The sequence below is a fragment of the Arminella tubonensis genome (assembly GCF_003240585.1).
GTDB lineage: Bacteria > Pseudomonadota > Alphaproteobacteria > Rhizobiales > Rhizobiaceae > Rhizobium > Rhizobium tubonense.
The window spans coordinates 61,776-79,266 of record NZ_PCDP01000038.1; the positions used below are offsets into that span (position 1 = coordinate 61,776).

Genomic DNA, 17,491 nt, shown 5'->3' on the forward strand with positions numbered 1-17,491 from the left:
TTTTTGTGCGCCGCACAACGCGTTAACCTTCTCGCCCGAAAGCAGGCGGCGTCGCTGGACCTGCAATCGGGGCGCCGTTATTAATAAAGCGTTAAAGACTAGAGAAGGCGTCAAGCCCGAACAACAGGTTGGATAATGCCCGCAGTCCAGTACCCGTTCATCGACATCGCAGTGCATCCGCGCATTCGCGAGCGCTTTTCTCGTGGCGAGGCCATGGTGCTGTTCTCGACCGGGCTTGACCGCGTGCTCTGGGCCAACGGGGCCGGCGCCGACCTGTTCGGCTATGCCGCCATCTACGATTTTCTCGACCAGGGTGCGAAGCCCGGCGATGTCTCCTTCCGGCAGATCGAGGCGACTGCCCGCCAGCTTGCAGCCGTGGGCGATACCCGCAGCTTTCTCATCCGCATGACCTCGGGCTTCCAGCGCGTCGTCGCCAATGCTGCCGTCGAGATGATCCGCATCCAGGCCGGCGAGGAAGCAATCCTGTTTTCCACTCCCGTCGCCTCCAAGCCGCTCGAGACTGCCGACAGTGCCCGCCGCATGCTTGAAGGCTTCGACGACCCCGACACGCACATGGCCGTCATCGGTCGCGACGGCGATATCATCGCCTCCTCGCCGCGTTTCGGCGCGCTCGGCATCACGCCGCAGACGGCAAAGATGCTGGTGATCATGGCCGGCGCGCAACCCGAGCGAATGATCAAGCGTCCCATCCCGACAGGCAGGGGCTACCTGCCGGCCGCCGTCGGAAAGCTTTCCGATATCCCTGCCCTGCACCTGCTGTTCGTCGTCGAAATGGCGATCGGTCACCTGGACCCGGTCGAGGAGCCTGCCTCAGGCTTTGTTTCCGAAGAGCCAGTGCCGGTCGAGGCTGTCGCAGTCGCCCTGCCGGCGGCGGAGATCGTCGCGCAGGCTGAAGCGGCGGCCGAGACCATGCCGGAGACGGTGGTCAATGCTGTGGAGACAACAGAGGCTCCAATCACGACAAATCCATCTACCGACGTCATCGAGGCCGTCGCCGGCATTGTGGACGTCGAGGAAGTGCCGGAGGAAATTCCGACCGATGAGGCCGATGTCACGGAAGAAATCGCGGATTACGATCCGGCCGATGTCGAAGCCCTTGCCGTGCTCGACGGAGCAACCGCCGAAGATATAGACGCTGCAGCGCTTGATGCCGTCGAGGAGGCGCAGGCCGATCCGCATTCTGCGGAGGCGGGTTTGTCTGAGGACGAGCCGACTGCTGATGTTGCGGAAGATGCCGCGGCTCTTTCTGATCCGGAGATTGCGCCGGAGACGCCTGTCCAGCCTGCGACAATCGAACCGACTGCGGCTGAAACGCCGATGCCCGTGCAAGCCGAGTCGGAAATCGCGAGGGCTGATGGCTTTGCCTTCAAGAGCAATGGTCGCGCGACCCGGTTCGTGTGGAAGATAGATGCGGAAGGCAGGTTCAGCGAGATCTCGCGTGAATTCGCCGAAGCCGTCGGGCCGCACGCGGCCAAGGTTACCGGTGCGGCCTTTGCCGATATCGCCGCATTGTTCAAACTCGACCCCGAAGGCAAGATCGCCGAGTTGCTGGCAAAACGCGACACCTGGTCTGGCAGGACGATCAACTGGCCGATCGAAGGCACCAGCCTGATGGTGCCGGTCGACCTGGCGGCGCTGCCGACCTATACGAGAAGCCGCGAATTCGACGGCTTCCGCGGCTTCGGCGTCGTCCGCCTGTCGGACGCGATCGAGGATCCGATGGCAATGGGCTTGACGCTAAGCCCGGTCGTCGAGGAGGACGAGAAAGCCGAAGAGCAGTCTTCGCTGGCAGATGCCGAACCGGTCGTTGCCGAGGATATCTCTGCGGATATTCTGGACGAGGCACCCGCATCGCTCGTTCCTACCTATGAACGGGATGAGCCGGAGCTGCCTTTTTCGGCCGAGCCGCCGGTGCTGAAAATTGCCGACACGCCGAACCGCCGGCTCTCCGACAAGATCATCCAGCTGCATGAGCACCGGATGACGGTCGGCGACGGCCTGTCCGCGAGCGAGCAAGCGGCATTCCGGGAAATTGCCAAGCAACTCGAACCCTTCGGCAAGAGGACGGAGCCGGCGGTTAGCGAACAGGCTGGCGGTTTGATCGGTTCGGAAATCCTGGCAGCGTTCGAAGAAATACCGGCAGAACCAGGAGATGACACGGCAATTGCGGGCGAAATATCCGATGCGCCGGCAGACGATGTCGATGTCATCGAAGCGACGGTGCCACAGACTGCAAACAACGACAACAACCATGGCGGCGAGACAACCGCCCCGGATACAGCCTCGGCACCCGAAGAGGATTTCAACCCGCTTGACGTGCTGAACACGGTCATTCCGCCGCGGGTGAAGATGACTAGCGGGCTTTCCGCCGAGATCGTCGACCAGCTGCCGATCGCCATTCTCGTCCATGCGGGCGACAGGCTGATCCATGGCAATCCCGAGCTGCTGCGGTTGACGGGCTATGCCGGGCTTTCCGAGATCGAAGGCGTCGGCGGACTGGACGCTTTGCTGCAGCGCCACGACCTCGACGGAAAGACAGACCGCCCGGGCGCCATGATGGTCGTTCGCGCCGATGATTCGCTGGTGCCGGTAACGGCAAGGCTGCAGTCCATCCGCTGGGAAGACAACAGCGCCCTGATGCTGGCGTTGATGCCGATCGAGAAGGACGACGAGCCGGCGGAGCTGACAGAGATTGCCGGCCGCGAAGAAGTGCGGCCGGAGCGGATGCTGGAAAAGGTGGCGAAGCTCCAGATCGAGGTCGAGGAACTGCGGTCCATCCTGGAGACTGCTACCGATGGCGTCGTCATCATAGGGCCGGAAGGCGATATCCGCTCGATGAACCGTTCGGCAAGCGCGCTGTTCAACTACGACGACCAGGAGACACGCGGCAAGCCGTTCGTCATGCTGTTTGCGCATGAAAGCCAGAAGGCGGTTCTCGATTATCTGAGTGGTCTTGCCGGACACGGCGTCGCCAGCGTCCTTAACGACGGCCGCGAAGTCATCGGCCGCGAGGCATCGGGCGGGTTCGTGCCGCTGTTCATGACCATGGGCAAGCTGACCTCGTCGAACGGCTACTGCGCCGTCATTCGCGACATCACGCAGTGGAAGCGCACGGAAGAAGACCTGCGCAACGCCAAGCGCGCCGCCGAGACCGCCAATGCCCACAAGAGCGATTTTCTTGCCCGCGTCAGCCACGAGATCCGCACGCCGCTCAACGCCATCATCGGTTTTTCCGACATGATGGCGAGCGAGCGGCTGGGCCCGATCGGCCATTCGCGCTATGTCGAATATTCCAACGACATCGGCCGTTCAGGTCGCCATGTGCTCGATATCGTCAACGACCTGCTGGATATCTCGAAGATCGAAGCGGGAGAGATGGATCTCGAATTCGGCGCCGTCGGCCTCAACGAGGCGATTGCCGAGGCGGTGTCGCTGGTTCAGCCGCAGGCCAACAACCAGCGGGTGATCATCCGCACGGCGCTTTCGCAATCTGTCCCGAACGTCGTCGCCGATCTCAGATCGATCAAGCAGATCGCGCTCAACATCCTCTCGAACGCCATCCGCTTCACGCCATCCGGCGGCCAGATCGTCGTGTCCACGTCGTATGAGGGCAATGGCAGCGTGGTCATCCGCATCCGCGATACCGGTGTCGGAATGACCCGCACGGAGCTCGAACAGGCGATGAAGCCATTCCGGCAGGTAGCGACCAACTCGCGCAAGCGCGGCGACGGCACGGGCCTCGGCCTGCCGCTTACAAAGGCAATGGTCGACGCCAACCGGGCGCTTTTCTCGATCAACTCCGCGCCGAACGAGGGAACGCTTGTTGAAATCACCTTCCCCTCGCCGCGCGTGCTGGCGAACTAGGTCACCGCTATTCTTGGTTCGTCAGGTCGGGCAAAATAAAAAGCCCCACCTCGGAAGATGGGGCTGACAACCATTGCGACTTGATATCGTCCTGCATAGGCCCGCCGCCTTTCAGCGGACTTGAGGCGCACCACGATATTCTGCGAGCGCAATCGACGTAACAAGTGGCGGTTTACAGGTGATTTGTCAAGATCGCGAGATCGAGCGCATGAAGCATGGCCACCCTGATTTTCTTCAATTCCTCGGCTCCCAGGACAATCTGTAGATATTTTCTTTTGCCAGTGGATTTGTCGCGGCCGGTATATGGGAGACTGAGCCGATCAAAGGCCACGGTTGCCAGCATGTCAGCTTTGGCCCACTTGATCGTGCCTTGATAGGGTGGCGGAGCCTCCGACGGCAACGTTGTCTGGCATTGATATCGAATCTCGGACCGGCTGGGCGATGTGCTCAATGGCACGACGGTACATAGGCCATCTCTATTAGGCAATCTTTTGGAAACAACGATGGCGAGTCGTTCCTTGACCATTTCGGGTGGCCGAAAACCCGTCGCATAGTCGCAGATGACAACTAAGCCCAGTTGCGGTGGGAATTTCAGAGCCATCTATTTTCAACCGTCATGCTGTATAAAATTATTTTTGTATAATGATCTCTTCGTAACAAGAAAGCGCGCAATCGGCTAGCGCTATTACTCCTGGTTGCAGGCATGGGCAAAAAAAGGCAGCCGAAGCTGCCTTTGAAGTCGATGCTGTTTAACAAGGTTTTGAGCGCATAACGCCATGTCCTGGAGCTTCATGGCACCAAGTTGGGTTTACTTTTGGCCAAGGTTTCTTAACGCCGGGTTACCGGCGACCGGCTATCTTTCACCCGCAAAATCCGCCTTGACAGCGCTTATTCCCGCAATTCCGCAAGGCCTGCGAAAAGATCGAGCGCTTCCGGATTGGCAAGCGCCTCCTTGTTGCGGACGGGTCGGCCGTGAACCATGTCCCTGACGGCGAGCTCGACGATCTTTCCGGATTTGGTGCGCGGAATATCCCTAACGGCGATGATCTTTGCCGGCACGTGGCGTGGTGTGGCTCCGGTGCGGATGCGGGTCTTGATCGCCTTTACCAGATCGTCCGTCAGCTCTGCCGTCGGCACCAGGCGGACGAACAGCACCACCCGTACATCGTCCTCCCAGTCCTGCCCGATGCACAGCGCCTCGGCGACCTCTTCCATCTGCTCGATCTGGTTATAGATCTCCGCCGTGCCGATGCGCACGCCACCGGGATTGAGGGTCGCGTCGGAGCGACCGTGAATAACCAGGCCGCCATGCTCGGTCCATTCGGCAAAATCGCCGTGGCACCAGATATTGTCGAAGCGCTCGAAATAGGCCGCGCGGTATTTGGCGCGATCGGGATCGTTCCAGAACATGATAGGCATCGAGGGGAAGGCCTTGGTGCAGACCAACTCGCCTTTTTCGCCGCGCACGGGTCTGCCGTCCTCGCTCCAGACGTCGACGGCAAGACCGAGGCCAGGCCCCTGGATCTCGCCGCGCCAGACCGGCTGCAGCGGATTGCCGAGCACGAAGCAGGAGACGATATCGGTTCCGCCCGAGATGGAGGCGAGCTGAACATCGCCCTTGATGCCCTCGTAGACGAAGGTGAAGCCCTCGGGCGACAACGGCGAGCCCGTCGAGGTCATCAGGCGCAGGCTTGAAAGATCGTGGGAGGTCGCAGGCGTAAGGCCGCTCTTGCGCACCGCATCGATATATTTGGCCGAGGTCCCGAAGACCGCGAATTTCTCATCCCGCGCATAGTCGAAGAGGACATTGCCATCGGGGGCGAAGGGCGAGCCGTCGTAGAGGCAGAGGGTGGCGCCGGCCGCAAGGCCGTTGACCAGCCAGTTCCACATCATCCAGCCACAGGTGGTGAAATAGAACACCTTCTCGCCGGGCCGGACACCGCAATGCAGACGGTGTTCCTTGACCAGCTGCAGCAGCGTGCCGCCGGCGGAGTGGACGATGCACTTGGGAACGCCGGTCGTGCCGGAGGAAAACAGAATGTATAGCGGGTGGGAGAACGGCAACGCTGCGTATTCGACAGGCTTTGCCTCGAACGGCGTCAGGAAATCCTCGAGGGTTCTGGCATTCGCGGTTGCCTTGACAACCGCATCGGCATCGCCCGCATAGGGCACGATGAGAGCCGGGACGCCGAGACGGCGGGAGACGGCACTGACCTTTTCGGTCACATCCTGCAGCTTGCCGTTATACCAGTAGCCGCTGCAGGCGATGAAGAGCTTGGGTTCGATCTGGCCGACGCGGTCCATGACGCCCTGCTCGCCGAAATCGGGAGAGCAGGAGGACCAGATGGCGCCGATGGAGGCGGCAGCCAGCATGCAGGCGATCGTCTCCGGCATGTTCGGCATCATCGCGGCGATACGGTCGCCCTTGCCGATGCCAAGCGCCCGATAGGCCTGCTGCAGCTTCGATACGGTTTCCGTCAGCCGATCCCAGGACCAGCGATCGCGCACCTTGTCTTCCCCACGGAATATCAGCGCATCGCTATCCCCCGACCTTATCAGCAGGTTCTCAGCGAAGTTCAGCTCGGCATCCGGAAAGAAGCGTGCTTCCAGCATATCGTCGCCGTGGACCAGCGTCCGCTCGCCGCGATAGCCCTTGATGCCGCAGAAGTCCCAAACTGCCGCCCAGAAGCTCTCCCGGTCGGCTATCGACCAAGCATGCAGGCTCGGAAAATCTGAAAGTGCCAAGCCGAAACGCTCGTTGCAGGCTTCCATGAAGACATGCATCGGACTAGTGCTGCGGGATTGCTCCGAGGGTGTCCAAAGCGGCCGGTCGTCTTGCATTCTCACTCCTCCAGTTCCGGTCTATATATCATGCTGCAACGCATTATAAAGATCGTGACAACGGTGGCTTGTCCGGAAGCGGCATTTGCATATGGACTACATTTCCTATATCCGGCAAACGCAGGCGATATCATGCGCAACGGTTTGAAAGTTTCTGCACAATCATGACGATGTCCAGGAATAAAAGATGGCAGGTCGCCGTGCGATCCATGGGGCGCTGGCTGCCGAGAGTTGCAAGGACATCGGGCGCGGTCCTGTTGACGATCGTCATCGTATTCGCCGTTTTCCGGGCAACAGCACCGTTTCTGATTTCGAGTGGATTGGTCCGCTCCGGCATCGAGGACGCGCTTTCGAAGTGGTCGGGATACAAGGCCGAGATCGAGGGCACGCCGGCACTGGAATTCTGGCCGACCCCGAGGATAACGCTCAACCAGGTTACGATCCGCGAACCGAGCTCGACAGGCAAGATTCTTGGCCACGTCGACAGTCTTTCGGCCGATTTTTCCCTTCTGCAGGCTTTGCGCGGGCATGCGCGCTTTCATGAGTTTCATTTCCTACGGCCGGTTCTTTATCTTCGCAGGGATGATGGCGGTCTGATCGACTGGACCAACGAGGGATTGCTTGCCAAGGCGATCGAGAGGGTGGAAACCAACTCCACCAACGGCGTCGTCATGAGCCGGGAACAGGACGCGAGAATCGGGGCGCTGACCGTCGAGGATGGGAAGGTTGAGCTCACCGACAACCGAACCGGCAGGCTCTTCAAACTGGACGCAATCAACGCCGACATCTCCTGGCCCAGGCTATCGAGGCCGATGAGCGCCGTTCTCCTGGCGCGCCTCAACGGCCAGGACGTCAAGGTCGACTTCGACTCCGCGCAGCCACTGCTGCTTTTTGCCGGCAAGAATGTCGACGCAAAGACGACTTTCTCGTCGCCGCTGATGAGCGGGACCTTTAACGGCGTCACCAATATTTCCGATTTTTCGGCGCTTGCCGGCAATCTCGACATGACCATTCCCGACATGCCGTCGTTCCTGGCATGGAGCGGCGAGCGCTTGCCCGGGGCCGGCACGCTCAAGAATATTTCGCTGAATGCCAATATCGCGACGATCAACAACAGCCTTCGGTTCAACGATCTGACCTTCAAGCTCAACGATGCGGCAGCATCAGGCGTCATGGACTATGGCTACACCGCTGCCGGCAAGCCGAAGATCTCCGGTACGCTGGCCTTCGACCAGATGAACCTCAATCCATTCCTGGCAGCATTTTCGATGCGGCTTGCCGCCGATACCGCCATCGATACGATCATCAACGGCAACCCGCTGCAGCGGCTTGATCTGGACCTTCGGCTCTCGGCCAAGAAGGCGGCACTTGGCCCTTTCCTGTTCGACGATATCGGCGCCAGCCTGCTGGTTGCCGGCGGCACCGCCAAGTTCGACATTGGCGACAGCGGCTTTGAAAGCGGCGAGCTGACCGCACATCTCGAGGTGACGGAACGCGATTTCGATGCCGGCGGGAAATTGCAGATATCCATCCGCAATGCCGACTTTGCGAGCCTTGTCAGCAGATTGAAGCTTGAAGGTCCGCTGCCGCTCGCGGTCGGATCGCTCGACCTGTCGCTTGGAACAACCAAGCCGATCTGGGCCGCAAGCCTCAGCGATGTCTCCGGCAAGCTGCACTTTTCGACCAAGGCCGGCACCTTCAAGCAGTTCAACATCTCCACTTTCCGGGCACTGGCTACCCAGAAGACGTTCTTCCGGATCAGCGACGTCGCCGATACCGCCTTCGATTTCGACACCATCAATTTCGATGCCACCTTCGCCAAGGGATCGGCCGAAGTTCACGATGCAAAGATTGTCGGACGAAACGAGATCATGACGCTGTCGGGCCTGGTGCCCTACCGCAGCAATGCGCTGGCGCTTTCGGGCACGCTGGAGGCCGCCGATCCGGCCAATGCCACCGACCTGCCGCTGATGCCGTTCTTCATGGGTGGAACATGGCCCGACCCGGTCATCTCGCCGGTCTCGACCCTGCTACAGAAGCCGGTACAACAATAGTATCTCTTGAGCTCAAGGTGCAGCGGCGGCGGCGTATTCGTCGCGCTGCCGCTGGAGCTCGCGGCGCTTGGTGATGATGGAAGCGCAGATGACGCCGACGGTAACGACGCCGATCAGGAGCGTACAGACCGCATTGATTTCAGGCGTGACCCCGAGACGCACCTGGCTGTAGATCTTCATCGGCAAGGTGGTTGCGCCGGGACCTGAGGTGAAACTCGCTATCACCAGGTCGTCCAGCGACAGCGTGAAGGCGAGTATCCAGCCGGAGAATACCGCAGGCGATATCAGCGGCAGCGTGATCTCGAAGAACGTCCGAACCGGCGAGGCGCCGAGATCGAGTGCCGCCTCCTCTATCGAACGATCAAAGCTCAGCAGCCGCGACTGCACCACCACGGCGACGAAGCACATGGTGAGCGTCGTGTGCGCCAGCGTCACCGTCCAGAAGCCGCGGTCGAAACCGATCGCCACGAAGAGCAGCAGCAGCGACAGCCCGGTGATGACGTCAGGCATGACCAGCGGCGCATAGACCATGCCGGAAAACAGCATGCGGCCGCGAAAGCGGGTATGGCGGACCAGCGTGAAAGCAGCCAGCGTTCCGAGGATGGTCGCGAGCGTCGCCGAGATGACGCCGACGCGGAGGGTCATCCAAGCGGCATCGAGCAGGCTCTGGTTCTGCATCAACTGCACATACCATCTGACCGAGAAGCCCGCCCAGACCGTCACCAGCTTGGATTCGTTGAAGGAAAAGATGACAAGCAGCACGATCGGCAAATAGAGGAACGCGAAGCCGAGTGTGACCGAGATGATGTTGAAGCGGGACCATCTGGGCATCGGCTAGCTCCCCTGCTCGTCGGCTTTGGCCTGTACATTCTGGAAGAATACGATCGGGATCACGAGGATAAGCAAGAGGATGGTTGCGACTGCCGAGGAGACCGGCCAGTCGCGATTGGCGTTGAACTCGTTCCAGAGCGTCTTGCCGATCATCAGCGTCTGCGATCCGCCGAGCAGGTCGGGAATGACGAACTCGCCGACGACTGGGATGAACACCAGCATGCAGCCCGCGATGACGCCCGGAAGCGACAGCGGGAACGTCACCCGCCAGAATGCCGTGATCGGCGGGCAGCCGAGATCTTCGGCCGCCTCGATCAGAGTTCCGTCCATCTTTTCCAGCGCGGAATAGAGCGGCAGCACCATGAACGGCAGGTAGGAATAGACGATGCCGATATAGACTGCGGTGTCGGTATTGAGGATGATCAGCGGCTCGTGGATGATGCCGAAATAGAGAAGCACCTGGTTAAGCAGCCCCTCCGGTTTCAGGATGGCGATCCAGGCATAGACGCGGATGAGGAAGCTCGTCCAGAACGGCAGGATTACCAGCATCAACAGCGTCGGGCGGATCGTGCGCGGTGCCTGGGCCATGCCATAGGCGATTGGGTAGGCGATCAATAGCGTCAGCAGCGTCGAGACGGCGGCGATGACGACGCTCGATATATAGGCCTTGAAATAGAGGGGATCGCCGGTCAGCCAGACATAGTTGTCAAAGGACAGTTCGCTGACCTTGCTCCAGAAGCCGGCCCATCCGTCCGATATGGCGAAGACAGGCGTATAGGGCGGCATCGCTGTTTCCGAGGTCGACAGCGACATGCGGAAAACGATGAAGAACGGCGCCAGGAAGAAGATCAGCAGCCACAGATAGGGAATGACGATGACGAGGCGGCGGTTGATGAATGAGCCGAGCGTTGCCATGATCTCAATCCTTCAACAGCACGCCGGCATTGTCGTCGAAGGAAACCCAGACCTGTTGGTCATAGGCGAAAGGATCCTCGACGGCCCGCACGGCATTGAGCGACGATGCCTTGACCACCTGGCCGCTCTTCAGCTTGACGTGGAAGACGGTCATGTCGCCGAGATAGGCGATGTCCCAGATCTCACCCTCGACGGCATTGGCCGAGGCATTGGCTGGCGCGCTCGCAGTCACCCGCAGCTTTTCGGGGCGGATGGCGAAGCCCGCCCGGCTGCCTTGCTGGCGTGTGTCGCTTGTGGCCGTGCGCAGGGTGAAGCCGCTGTCGACCGCGATCTCGACAATGCCGGATCCTGCTGCGACGACATTGCCGTCGAAAATGTTCACATCGCCGATGAAGTCAGCGACGAAGCGGGAGTTCGGCGCTTCGTAGATTTCGGCAGGCGTCGCTACCTGCGCCACCCTGCCGTGGCTCATGACGGCGATGCGGTCGGCCATGGTCATGGCCTCCTCCTGGTCGTGGGTAACGACGACGAAGGTCAGGCCGAGACTCTGCTGCAGGTCCATCAGCTCGAACTGGGTCTCCTCGCGCAGCTTCTTGTCGAGCGCGCCCAAGGGCTCGTCGAGGAGCAGCACCTTCGGCTGCTTGGCGAGCGAGCGGGCGAGCGCCACGCGCTGGCGCTGGCCGCCGGAGAGCTGGTTCGGCTTGCGTGTCGCGAATTGCTCGAGCTTCACCATCTTCAGCATCTGCGCGACGCGATCGGCGATCTCGTTTTTTGCCATCCCGTCCTGCCGGAGGCCGAAGGCGATGTTCTTCTCGACGCTCATGTGCGGGAAAAGCGCATAGGACTGGAACATCATGTTGACCGGCCGGCGATAGGGCGGGATGCCCGCCAGATCCTGGCCGTCGAGGATGATCTCGCCGGAGGTCGGCTGCTCGAAGCCGGCCAGCATGCGCAGAAGGGTAGATTTGCCACAGCCGGAGGCGCCGAGCAGCGCGAAGAACTCCCTGACGTAGATGTCGAGCGACAGATTGTCGACGGCGGTGAAATTGCCGAACTTCTTGGTGACGTTGCGAACCGAAATGAACGGCTTTGCCGAAGGATCCGCCCACGGAGCGAAAGAGCGACGGATATTGCCGAGAGATTTCATCGTTTATCCCCACATGACGCGATGCATGGCGACAGCTGCAGACCCGGCGCCGCCAACGAAAAGGCCCGGACTTTTGAGATCCGGGCCGATGGCATGCCGATTACTGACCGGTGATAACAGTGGTCCACAGTCGCGTGACCGTTTTCTGGATCTTGTTATCGTAGGGCGTCGTGGTGAAGAGCTTCTTCATCATATCTTCAGGGGGATAGATCACCGGATCGTCGAGAACTTCCTTGTCGACGAACTGCTGCGAAGCCTTGTTGCCATTGGCGTAGAACACATAGTTCGACGCCTTGGCGATGACTTCCGGCTTCATGATGTAGTTGATGAATTCATGTGCTTCGGCGACATGCGGGGCGTCCTTCGGGATCGCCATCATGTCAAACCACATCTGGGCGCCCTGCGACGGGATCGAATAGCCGATCTTGACACCGTTCTTTGCCTCTTCGGCGCGGCTACGGGCCTGGAAGACGTCGCCGGAATAGCCGAGGACGAGGCAGATATCGCCCTGCGCGAGCGCGCTGATGTAGTTGGAGCTATCGAACTTTCGGATATAGGGGCGGATCGAAGTCAGCAGATCCTGCGCCTTCTTCAGGTCCGCTGGCGTGCGGCTGTCGGGATCGAGGCCGAGATAAGCCAGGACCGAGGGAAGCACGTCGGATGGCGAATCCAGCATGTAGATGCCGCAATCCTTGAACTTCGCAGCCATTTCCGGCTTGAAGAGAACATCCCAGTTCGGCCGCTCGTCGGTGCCGAGGATGGCTTTCATCTTGTCGACGTTGTAGCCGAGGCCCGTCGTGCCCCACATGTAGTCGACCGCATAGTCATTGCCGGGATCGTATTTCTGGGCGCGGTCGGTGATCTCGGTCCACATGTTCGACAGGTTGGGGATTTTCGACTTGTCGAGCTTCTGATAGACGCCGGCCGCGATCTGCCGTTGCAGGAACGAGGCCGTCGGGACGACGACGTCGTAATTGGTGCCGCCGGCCAGAAGCTTGGCCTCCAGCGTCTCGTTGCTGTCGTAGACGTCATAGACGACCTTGATGCCGGTTTCCTTGGTGAAATCCGCCAGGATGGAATCGTCGATATAGTCCGACCAGTTATAAACATTGACGACGCGATCCGCAGCCGAGGCGGAAGCCACCAGGCCGACCGCGGCAATAGCGGTCAGGGCCAAGCGTGCGAGAATGGATTTCATTATCTCTCCTGTTCCGTTCACGGGTACCTATCCGATACCCAACCCTCTGTTTTTCCCGGTAGACTAGAAAGGAATTCGAAGGGCTACAAGAGGAAAAGGCAAAGCTGGAACAAGCTTTTTCGGAATATCCGGATATGGCAGATGACAGCCCCGGTCGATGCCTGCGCGGCGATCGGCAGGCAACATGATCAATAGCTAATATTGCTACCCGCCCGTGACGGCGCTAGACTGGCTACCTGCCGATGCAGCCAGGGAGGAGAGGCAGTCAATGGCAATGATGAGAACCCATTCGGGAAGATGTTTTTGCGGCGCCGTGGAGGTGGAGGTGGCGGGCGAGCCGGTGGCGATGGGCTATTGCCATTGCGATTCCTGCCGCGAGTGGTCGGCGGGCCCGGTCAACGCATTCACGCTATGGCCGCCGGACGCCGTCAGCGTCACCAAGGGCGCCGGTCACGTCGCGAGCTATCAGAAAACCGAGACGAGCATCCGCAAATGGTGCGCGATTTGCGGCGGGCACCTTTTGACGGAACATCCGCTATGGGGCGTGACCGACGTCTACGCCGCCATCATTCCGACGCTCGATTTTCAGCCGGGGCTGCACGTGAACTACGAAACCACCGTCCTGCATATGAAGGACGGCTTGCCCAAGCAGAAGGACATGCCGGCGGAGATGGGCGGGTCCGGTATCCTGCTTCCGGACTAGACTCAATAGGTCGGCCGCTTGCCGGCAAATAAATCGGCATGGCTCTTCAGGAGCTTCGTCATCCGGTCGATCACCGTGCGGATTTCCCTGATGTGGCGATCCTCGTTGTTCATGACAATCCACTGGCTATGGCGGAGGCTCTCGATTTCGTCGCCTGTCCGCTCCAGCCGGGGTTCGAGGTCGCCAACGAAACAGGGAAGGACGGCAGTCCCCGCGCCGGCGAGAACGAGATCGCGGAGCGAGCGTGGACGGTTGACCGTGATGGCAATCTCGGCTTCGTGGTTCGCATGCGGCCAGCGCAGATAGGCGGAAACAGCCTCTTCCTCACTGACGGCAATGAACCGCTCCCGCCCGGCAAACGGGACATTGCGTGCCCTGTATGCGGCATAGGCGACGTCGCCGGCCTTAACGGCCGCAAGGTTCGCCTCTTCCGGTTCGAAGGCGCGCATGGCGATGTCGCTCTCGCGATGGGTAAGACTGGCACGGCGTTCGGCCAGATAGAGGTCGACGCGGAAATCATCGCGCTCCGAGCAGATCGCCGGCATGCTCTGGCTCAGCAGCCAGCCGACCCAGGTGCCTGCCGCAATCCGCACGACCGCCGACCCCACAGCGCCGCGCTGCCAGCCATCGACCTTTCGGGCCGCCGCTTCCATTTCCAGCAGCTGATCGAACAGTGCCTGGCCGTCGGATGTCAGCGCGTATCCTGTCTGGCTTCGTGCAAATAGCGGACGCGCCACCTGCTTTTCGAGATCGAGCATGCGCCGGCCGATCGTGGCGGGGCTGAGACCGCTCGAAGCGACGGCGCCGGTCAAGCCGCCGCCGCGCGCCACATCCAGAAAGAGCTGATAGGCGTCCCAATTCGTGTTTTTCATCAATGAAAAATATAGAGCATTTTCGGCCGTTTATGAAGCTTTTTTTGATGGATAGACTCGCGGCAGTTCCAATCGCGGAGACAGCCATGTTTGACCACTTTGCCATCGTCAAGATCATCGAATTGCAAAACAAAGCCGACCGGGAACGCTGGAAAAAGGATGAGGCGAGCTTTTATCGCGAGCTCGGCGACGATCCTTTCGACCGTTTCGCGGCGATCTGGCGCTACCTTCGCGGGATCACCGCTGCCGCCAAAAACAAAACGGACCGGCGAAATATCCACCGGTCCGTTTCGAATGCGTGCAACGAGGTTTGCGATCAGGCCGCGCGGTAGTAGTTGCGGTCGGCCTCGGCTTCTATCTTGAACTGCTGGATGAGATGCATCAGTGCGTCGGCCTCGTTTGCCAGTTCGCGGCTGGCGGCGGTGGTCTCCTCGACCATCGCGGCGTTCTTCTGGGTCATCTGATCCATCTGGTTGACCGTCGCGTTGACCTCCTGAAGGGCGCTTGACTGGTCGTGGCTGGCGCGGGCGATCATCTCGACGTGCTGGCTGATGGTGACGATCTGGCTGCTGATCTTCTCCAGCACCGTGCCGGTCTCCTGGACGAACTGCGAGCCGGAATTGACCTCGCGGGTCGACTTGTTGATCAGGCTCTTGATTTCCTGCGCGGCCGCGGCCGAGCGCTGAGCAAGTTCGCGGACTTCCATGGCGACCACTGCAAAGCCCTTGCCGGCTTCGCCGGCGCGAGCCGCTTCGATGCCTGCGTTCAACGCCAGGAGGTTGGTCTGGAAGGCGATCTCGTCGATCACGCCGATGATCTGCTCGATCTGGCGCGAGGCATCCTCGATGCGGGTCATGGCGTCGATGGCGTTGTTGACGACCACAGCCGAATCGTCGGCGCTGCGCTTGGCCTCGCGGACGATGACGTCGGCATCCTTCGCACGCTCTGCCGAAGAGCGAACGGTTACGGTGATCTCGTCGACGGCGGCGGCGGTTTCTTCAAGCGATGCAGCCTGCTGCTCGGTGCGCTTCGACAGGTCCTCGGCGGAGGCAGCCATCTGGTTGCCGTTGTTCTGGATCAGCTCGACATTGTCGCGAACCTGGCTGAGGGTCTCCTGCAGGCGGGCCATCGACGAGTTGAAATCCTGGCGCAGCTGTTCGAGGCGGCCGATAAACGGCGTCTCGATGGTGGAGGAAATATCTCCCTGGGCCAGGCGTTCGAGACCGGCTGCGAGTTCGCTGACGGCGAAGTCGATCTGGCGATCCAGCTCGCGCTTTTCCGCGTCGTTGCGCTGCCGCTCGTTTTCTGCCGCCGCGCGTTCCTCGTCGCTCTGTTCCTCGATACGGATTTTCGACAGCGCGTTTTCCTTGAAGATACCAAGCGCCCGGGCAATATCGCCGATTTCGTCGTAGCGCTGTTCGCCCGATATGCTGGTTTCGAGCCGTCCTTCGGCGATACGGCGCATGGCAGCGGTGATCTGGCCGATCGGGCGCTGCAGCGTCAGCACGAGAGCGATACCACCGGCGATCGACAGGATGATGCCGAGGGCTGTCGCGAGGATCGAGATGAAGTTCGACTGCTGGCGCTCGACGCCGGCGCTCTGCTTCTGCGTCTGGGCGAATGCGGTCAACTGCCCCCAGATCTGATCGAGTTCCTGGCGGGCGTTGGCGTATTCGGCGATCCGCTGGGTGATCGTGTCGACGAGCTTGCCGCCGTCCACATCCATCGACTTGATTGCCGGTGCGATCGCCGCATCGATGTCGTCGGTGAAATCCATGCCCTTGGCGCTCTGATCGAGCGTATTCATGTCAGTGCCGAGCTTGGCGACTTCCTGGCGCAGGCGGACAAGGTTGTCCTTGTTGGTGGTCGACAGGAATTCGGCCAGCACCAGCTGCATCGAATAGATCGAGGCTTCCAGGCGGCGTGTGTCCTCGAGGACGGAATTTGTCTGGACGACGCGGGCATCGAGCGCGACGAAGGTCGTGGTCGCCTGCCGCATCATCTGGGTGGCAGTCAGCTGCGTGTAGGTCGACATCTGGCGGAAGCGCGAGAGAAGCCGCGTCATATCGGTGACGGTCTGGTCGGTAGCGGTCGCCGCATCAGTGCCGTTGACCAGGGTGGTCAGGTCCTTGATGGTGCCGTCCAGCGACTGGGTCATGCTCTTCTGGTTCTGCGGGATGGCGAGTTCGATCGAGCGCTGCGCCTTGACGACATCAGGCAGCCGGTCCTTGATGGCCTTGACCTTGTCTGGAGGGGTCTGGGCCTTGCCGAAGTCTTCCGCGACGCTGACGAGCGCGTCACCGCCCTTCAGCAGGCGGTCGGCAGCGCGCAGCGTTGCGGTCGCGTTCGCTTCGTCGGTGCGCATGGTGTCCGCGAGCTGCTGCGCCTGGAAATTGACGTTGAAGCGGGTTCCGATCAACACTCTCTGTGCCTCGTCGATCGACTTGCGCACGTCGAGTTCCTGTTGGTGCAGGGACCAGAGCTTGCCAACGACATCGGAAATGCCGGCGGTCTTTGTGGTCGCATCGGCCAGTTCGTCATGGCCGTCGGCGTCCTTGCCGACCTGGTTGAGCGTCGCGTTCAACACGGCTTCTTGCGACTTGAGGTCGGTGTAAAGCTTGTCGCGCGCCGGCTCGCTGGTGATGCGCAGGAAATCGTCCATGGAGGCGTAGAGGTTTTTGAAGCCCGTCAGCGATTGCAGCACGCTGTTGGATATCTCCATCCGCCCTTGCAACAGGCCTGACGCATACAGGCCGGTCAAGCCGACCGCGGAAATGCTGATGACGAAAGGCAAGACGAAAATCAGGACCTTCGTCTTGATCTTGAAGCGGGACAGAATTTTATCGATCAACATGTGTGGCTCTGGCCTTTCATACACCTCTCCCCCCGCCGGCGCCTAGGAGGCGTTGACGTGAGTGCACAACCGTAAACCTTGGTTTTGATCAGACGGAACCCGAAGGGGGCAATCATTGCCTCGCATCTAATCGATTTAGATGCATCCATTAGAATTTCGGCAAGCTTGAAGGGAATATCTTAATATTAGGA

12 protein-coding genes are annotated in these 17,491 nt (G+C 60.4%); 4 read left to right on the forward strand and 8 right to left on the reverse strand.

Annotated features, from left to right (window positions below; all coding sequences use genetic code 11):
- The first annotated feature begins 135 nt into the window (after positions 1–135).
- Positions 136–3,885 carry an ATP-binding protein gene (locus tag CPY51_RS17770; RefSeq protein WP_111161566.1) on the forward strand — a complete coding sequence of 1,250 codons (3,750 nt, stop codon included), beginning with the start codon at positions 136–138 and terminating at the stop codon, positions 3,883–3,885.
- Between the two features lie 172 nt (positions 3,886–4,057).
- On the opposite strand, the gene CPY51_RS17775 is transcribed toward CPY51_RS17770, so the two are convergent.
- Both CPY51_RS17775 and CPY51_RS17780 read right to left on the reverse strand, forming a co-directional pair.
- A complete protein-coding gene (locus CPY51_RS17775) occupies positions 4,058–4,486 on the reverse strand; it encodes a type II toxin-antitoxin system PemK/MazF family toxin (protein ID WP_111161567.1) in 429 nt (142 codons plus the stop codon).
- 287 nt (positions 4,487–4,773) lie between these two features.
- Positions 4,774–6,726, reverse strand: coding sequence for an acetoacetate--CoA ligase (locus CPY51_RS17780; protein WP_111161568.1), 1,953 nt, complete (start codon positions 6,724–6,726; stop codon positions 4,774–4,776).
- Positions 6,727–6,890: 164 nt separating this feature from the next.
- Here CPY51_RS17780 and CPY51_RS17785 point away from each other — a divergent pair, with 164 nt between their 5' ends.
- A complete protein-coding gene (locus tag CPY51_RS17785) occupies positions 6,891–8,780 on the forward strand; it encodes an AsmA family protein (RefSeq protein WP_111161569.1) in 1,890 nt (629 codons plus the stop codon).
- Between the two features lie 12 nt (positions 8,781–8,792).
- On the opposite strand, the gene CPY51_RS17790 is transcribed toward CPY51_RS17785, so the two are convergent.
- From CPY51_RS17790 to CPY51_RS17805, 4 genes are all read right to left on the reverse strand, one after another.
- Complete coding sequence (locus CPY51_RS17790) at positions 8,793–9,611, reverse strand: ABC transporter permease (RefSeq protein ID WP_111161570.1); 819 nt, start codon at positions 9,609–9,611, stop codon at positions 8,793–8,795.
- Between the two features lie 3 nt (positions 9,612–9,614).
- Entirely contained in the window at positions 9,615–10,526 is a 912-nt protein-coding gene (locus CPY51_RS17795) for an ABC transporter permease subunit (protein WP_111161571.1), read from the reverse strand.
- A gap of 4 nt (positions 10,527–10,530) precedes the next feature.
- Positions 10,531–11,673 carry an ABC transporter ATP-binding protein gene (locus CPY51_RS17800; RefSeq protein ID WP_111161572.1) on the reverse strand — a complete coding sequence of 381 codons (1,143 nt, stop codon included), beginning with the start codon at positions 11,671–11,673 and terminating at the stop codon, positions 10,531–10,533.
- Positions 11,674–11,773: 100 nt separating this feature from the next.
- Positions 11,774–12,871 (reverse strand): polyamine ABC transporter substrate-binding protein, encoded by a 1,098-nt coding sequence (locus CPY51_RS17805; protein WP_111161573.1) that lies wholly within the window; start codon positions 12,869–12,871, stop codon positions 11,774–11,776.
- A gap of 268 nt (positions 12,872–13,139) precedes the next feature.
- Here CPY51_RS17805 and CPY51_RS17810 point away from each other — a divergent pair, with 268 nt between their 5' ends.
- Positions 13,140–13,574 carry a GFA family protein gene (locus CPY51_RS17810; protein ID WP_111161574.1) on the forward strand — a complete coding sequence of 145 codons (435 nt, stop codon included), beginning with the start codon at positions 13,140–13,142 and terminating at the stop codon, positions 13,572–13,574.
- A 2-nt stretch (positions 13,575–13,576) separates the two neighbouring features.
- Here the strand turns inward: CPY51_RS17810 and CPY51_RS17815 are convergent, their stop codons facing one another.
- A complete protein-coding gene (locus CPY51_RS17815) occupies positions 13,577–14,446 on the reverse strand; it encodes a LysR family transcriptional regulator (protein WP_111161575.1) in 870 nt (289 codons plus the stop codon).
- A 2-nt stretch (positions 14,447–14,448) separates the two neighbouring features.
- Between CPY51_RS17815 and CPY51_RS17820 the strand changes: the two genes are divergently transcribed.
- Positions 14,449–14,778: a hypothetical protein gene (locus tag CPY51_RS17820; RefSeq protein WP_146260144.1), complete on the forward strand. Its 330-nt coding sequence runs from the start codon at positions 14,449–14,451 to the stop codon at positions 14,776–14,778.
- Here CPY51_RS17820 and CPY51_RS17825 read toward each other — a convergent pair.
- Entirely contained in the window at positions 14,763–17,300 is a 2,538-nt protein-coding gene (locus CPY51_RS17825; protein ID WP_111161577.1) for a methyl-accepting chemotaxis protein, read from the reverse strand. The genes CPY51_RS17820 and CPY51_RS17825 overlap by 16 nt on opposite strands.
- Positions 17,301–17,491: the final 191 nt, after the last annotated feature.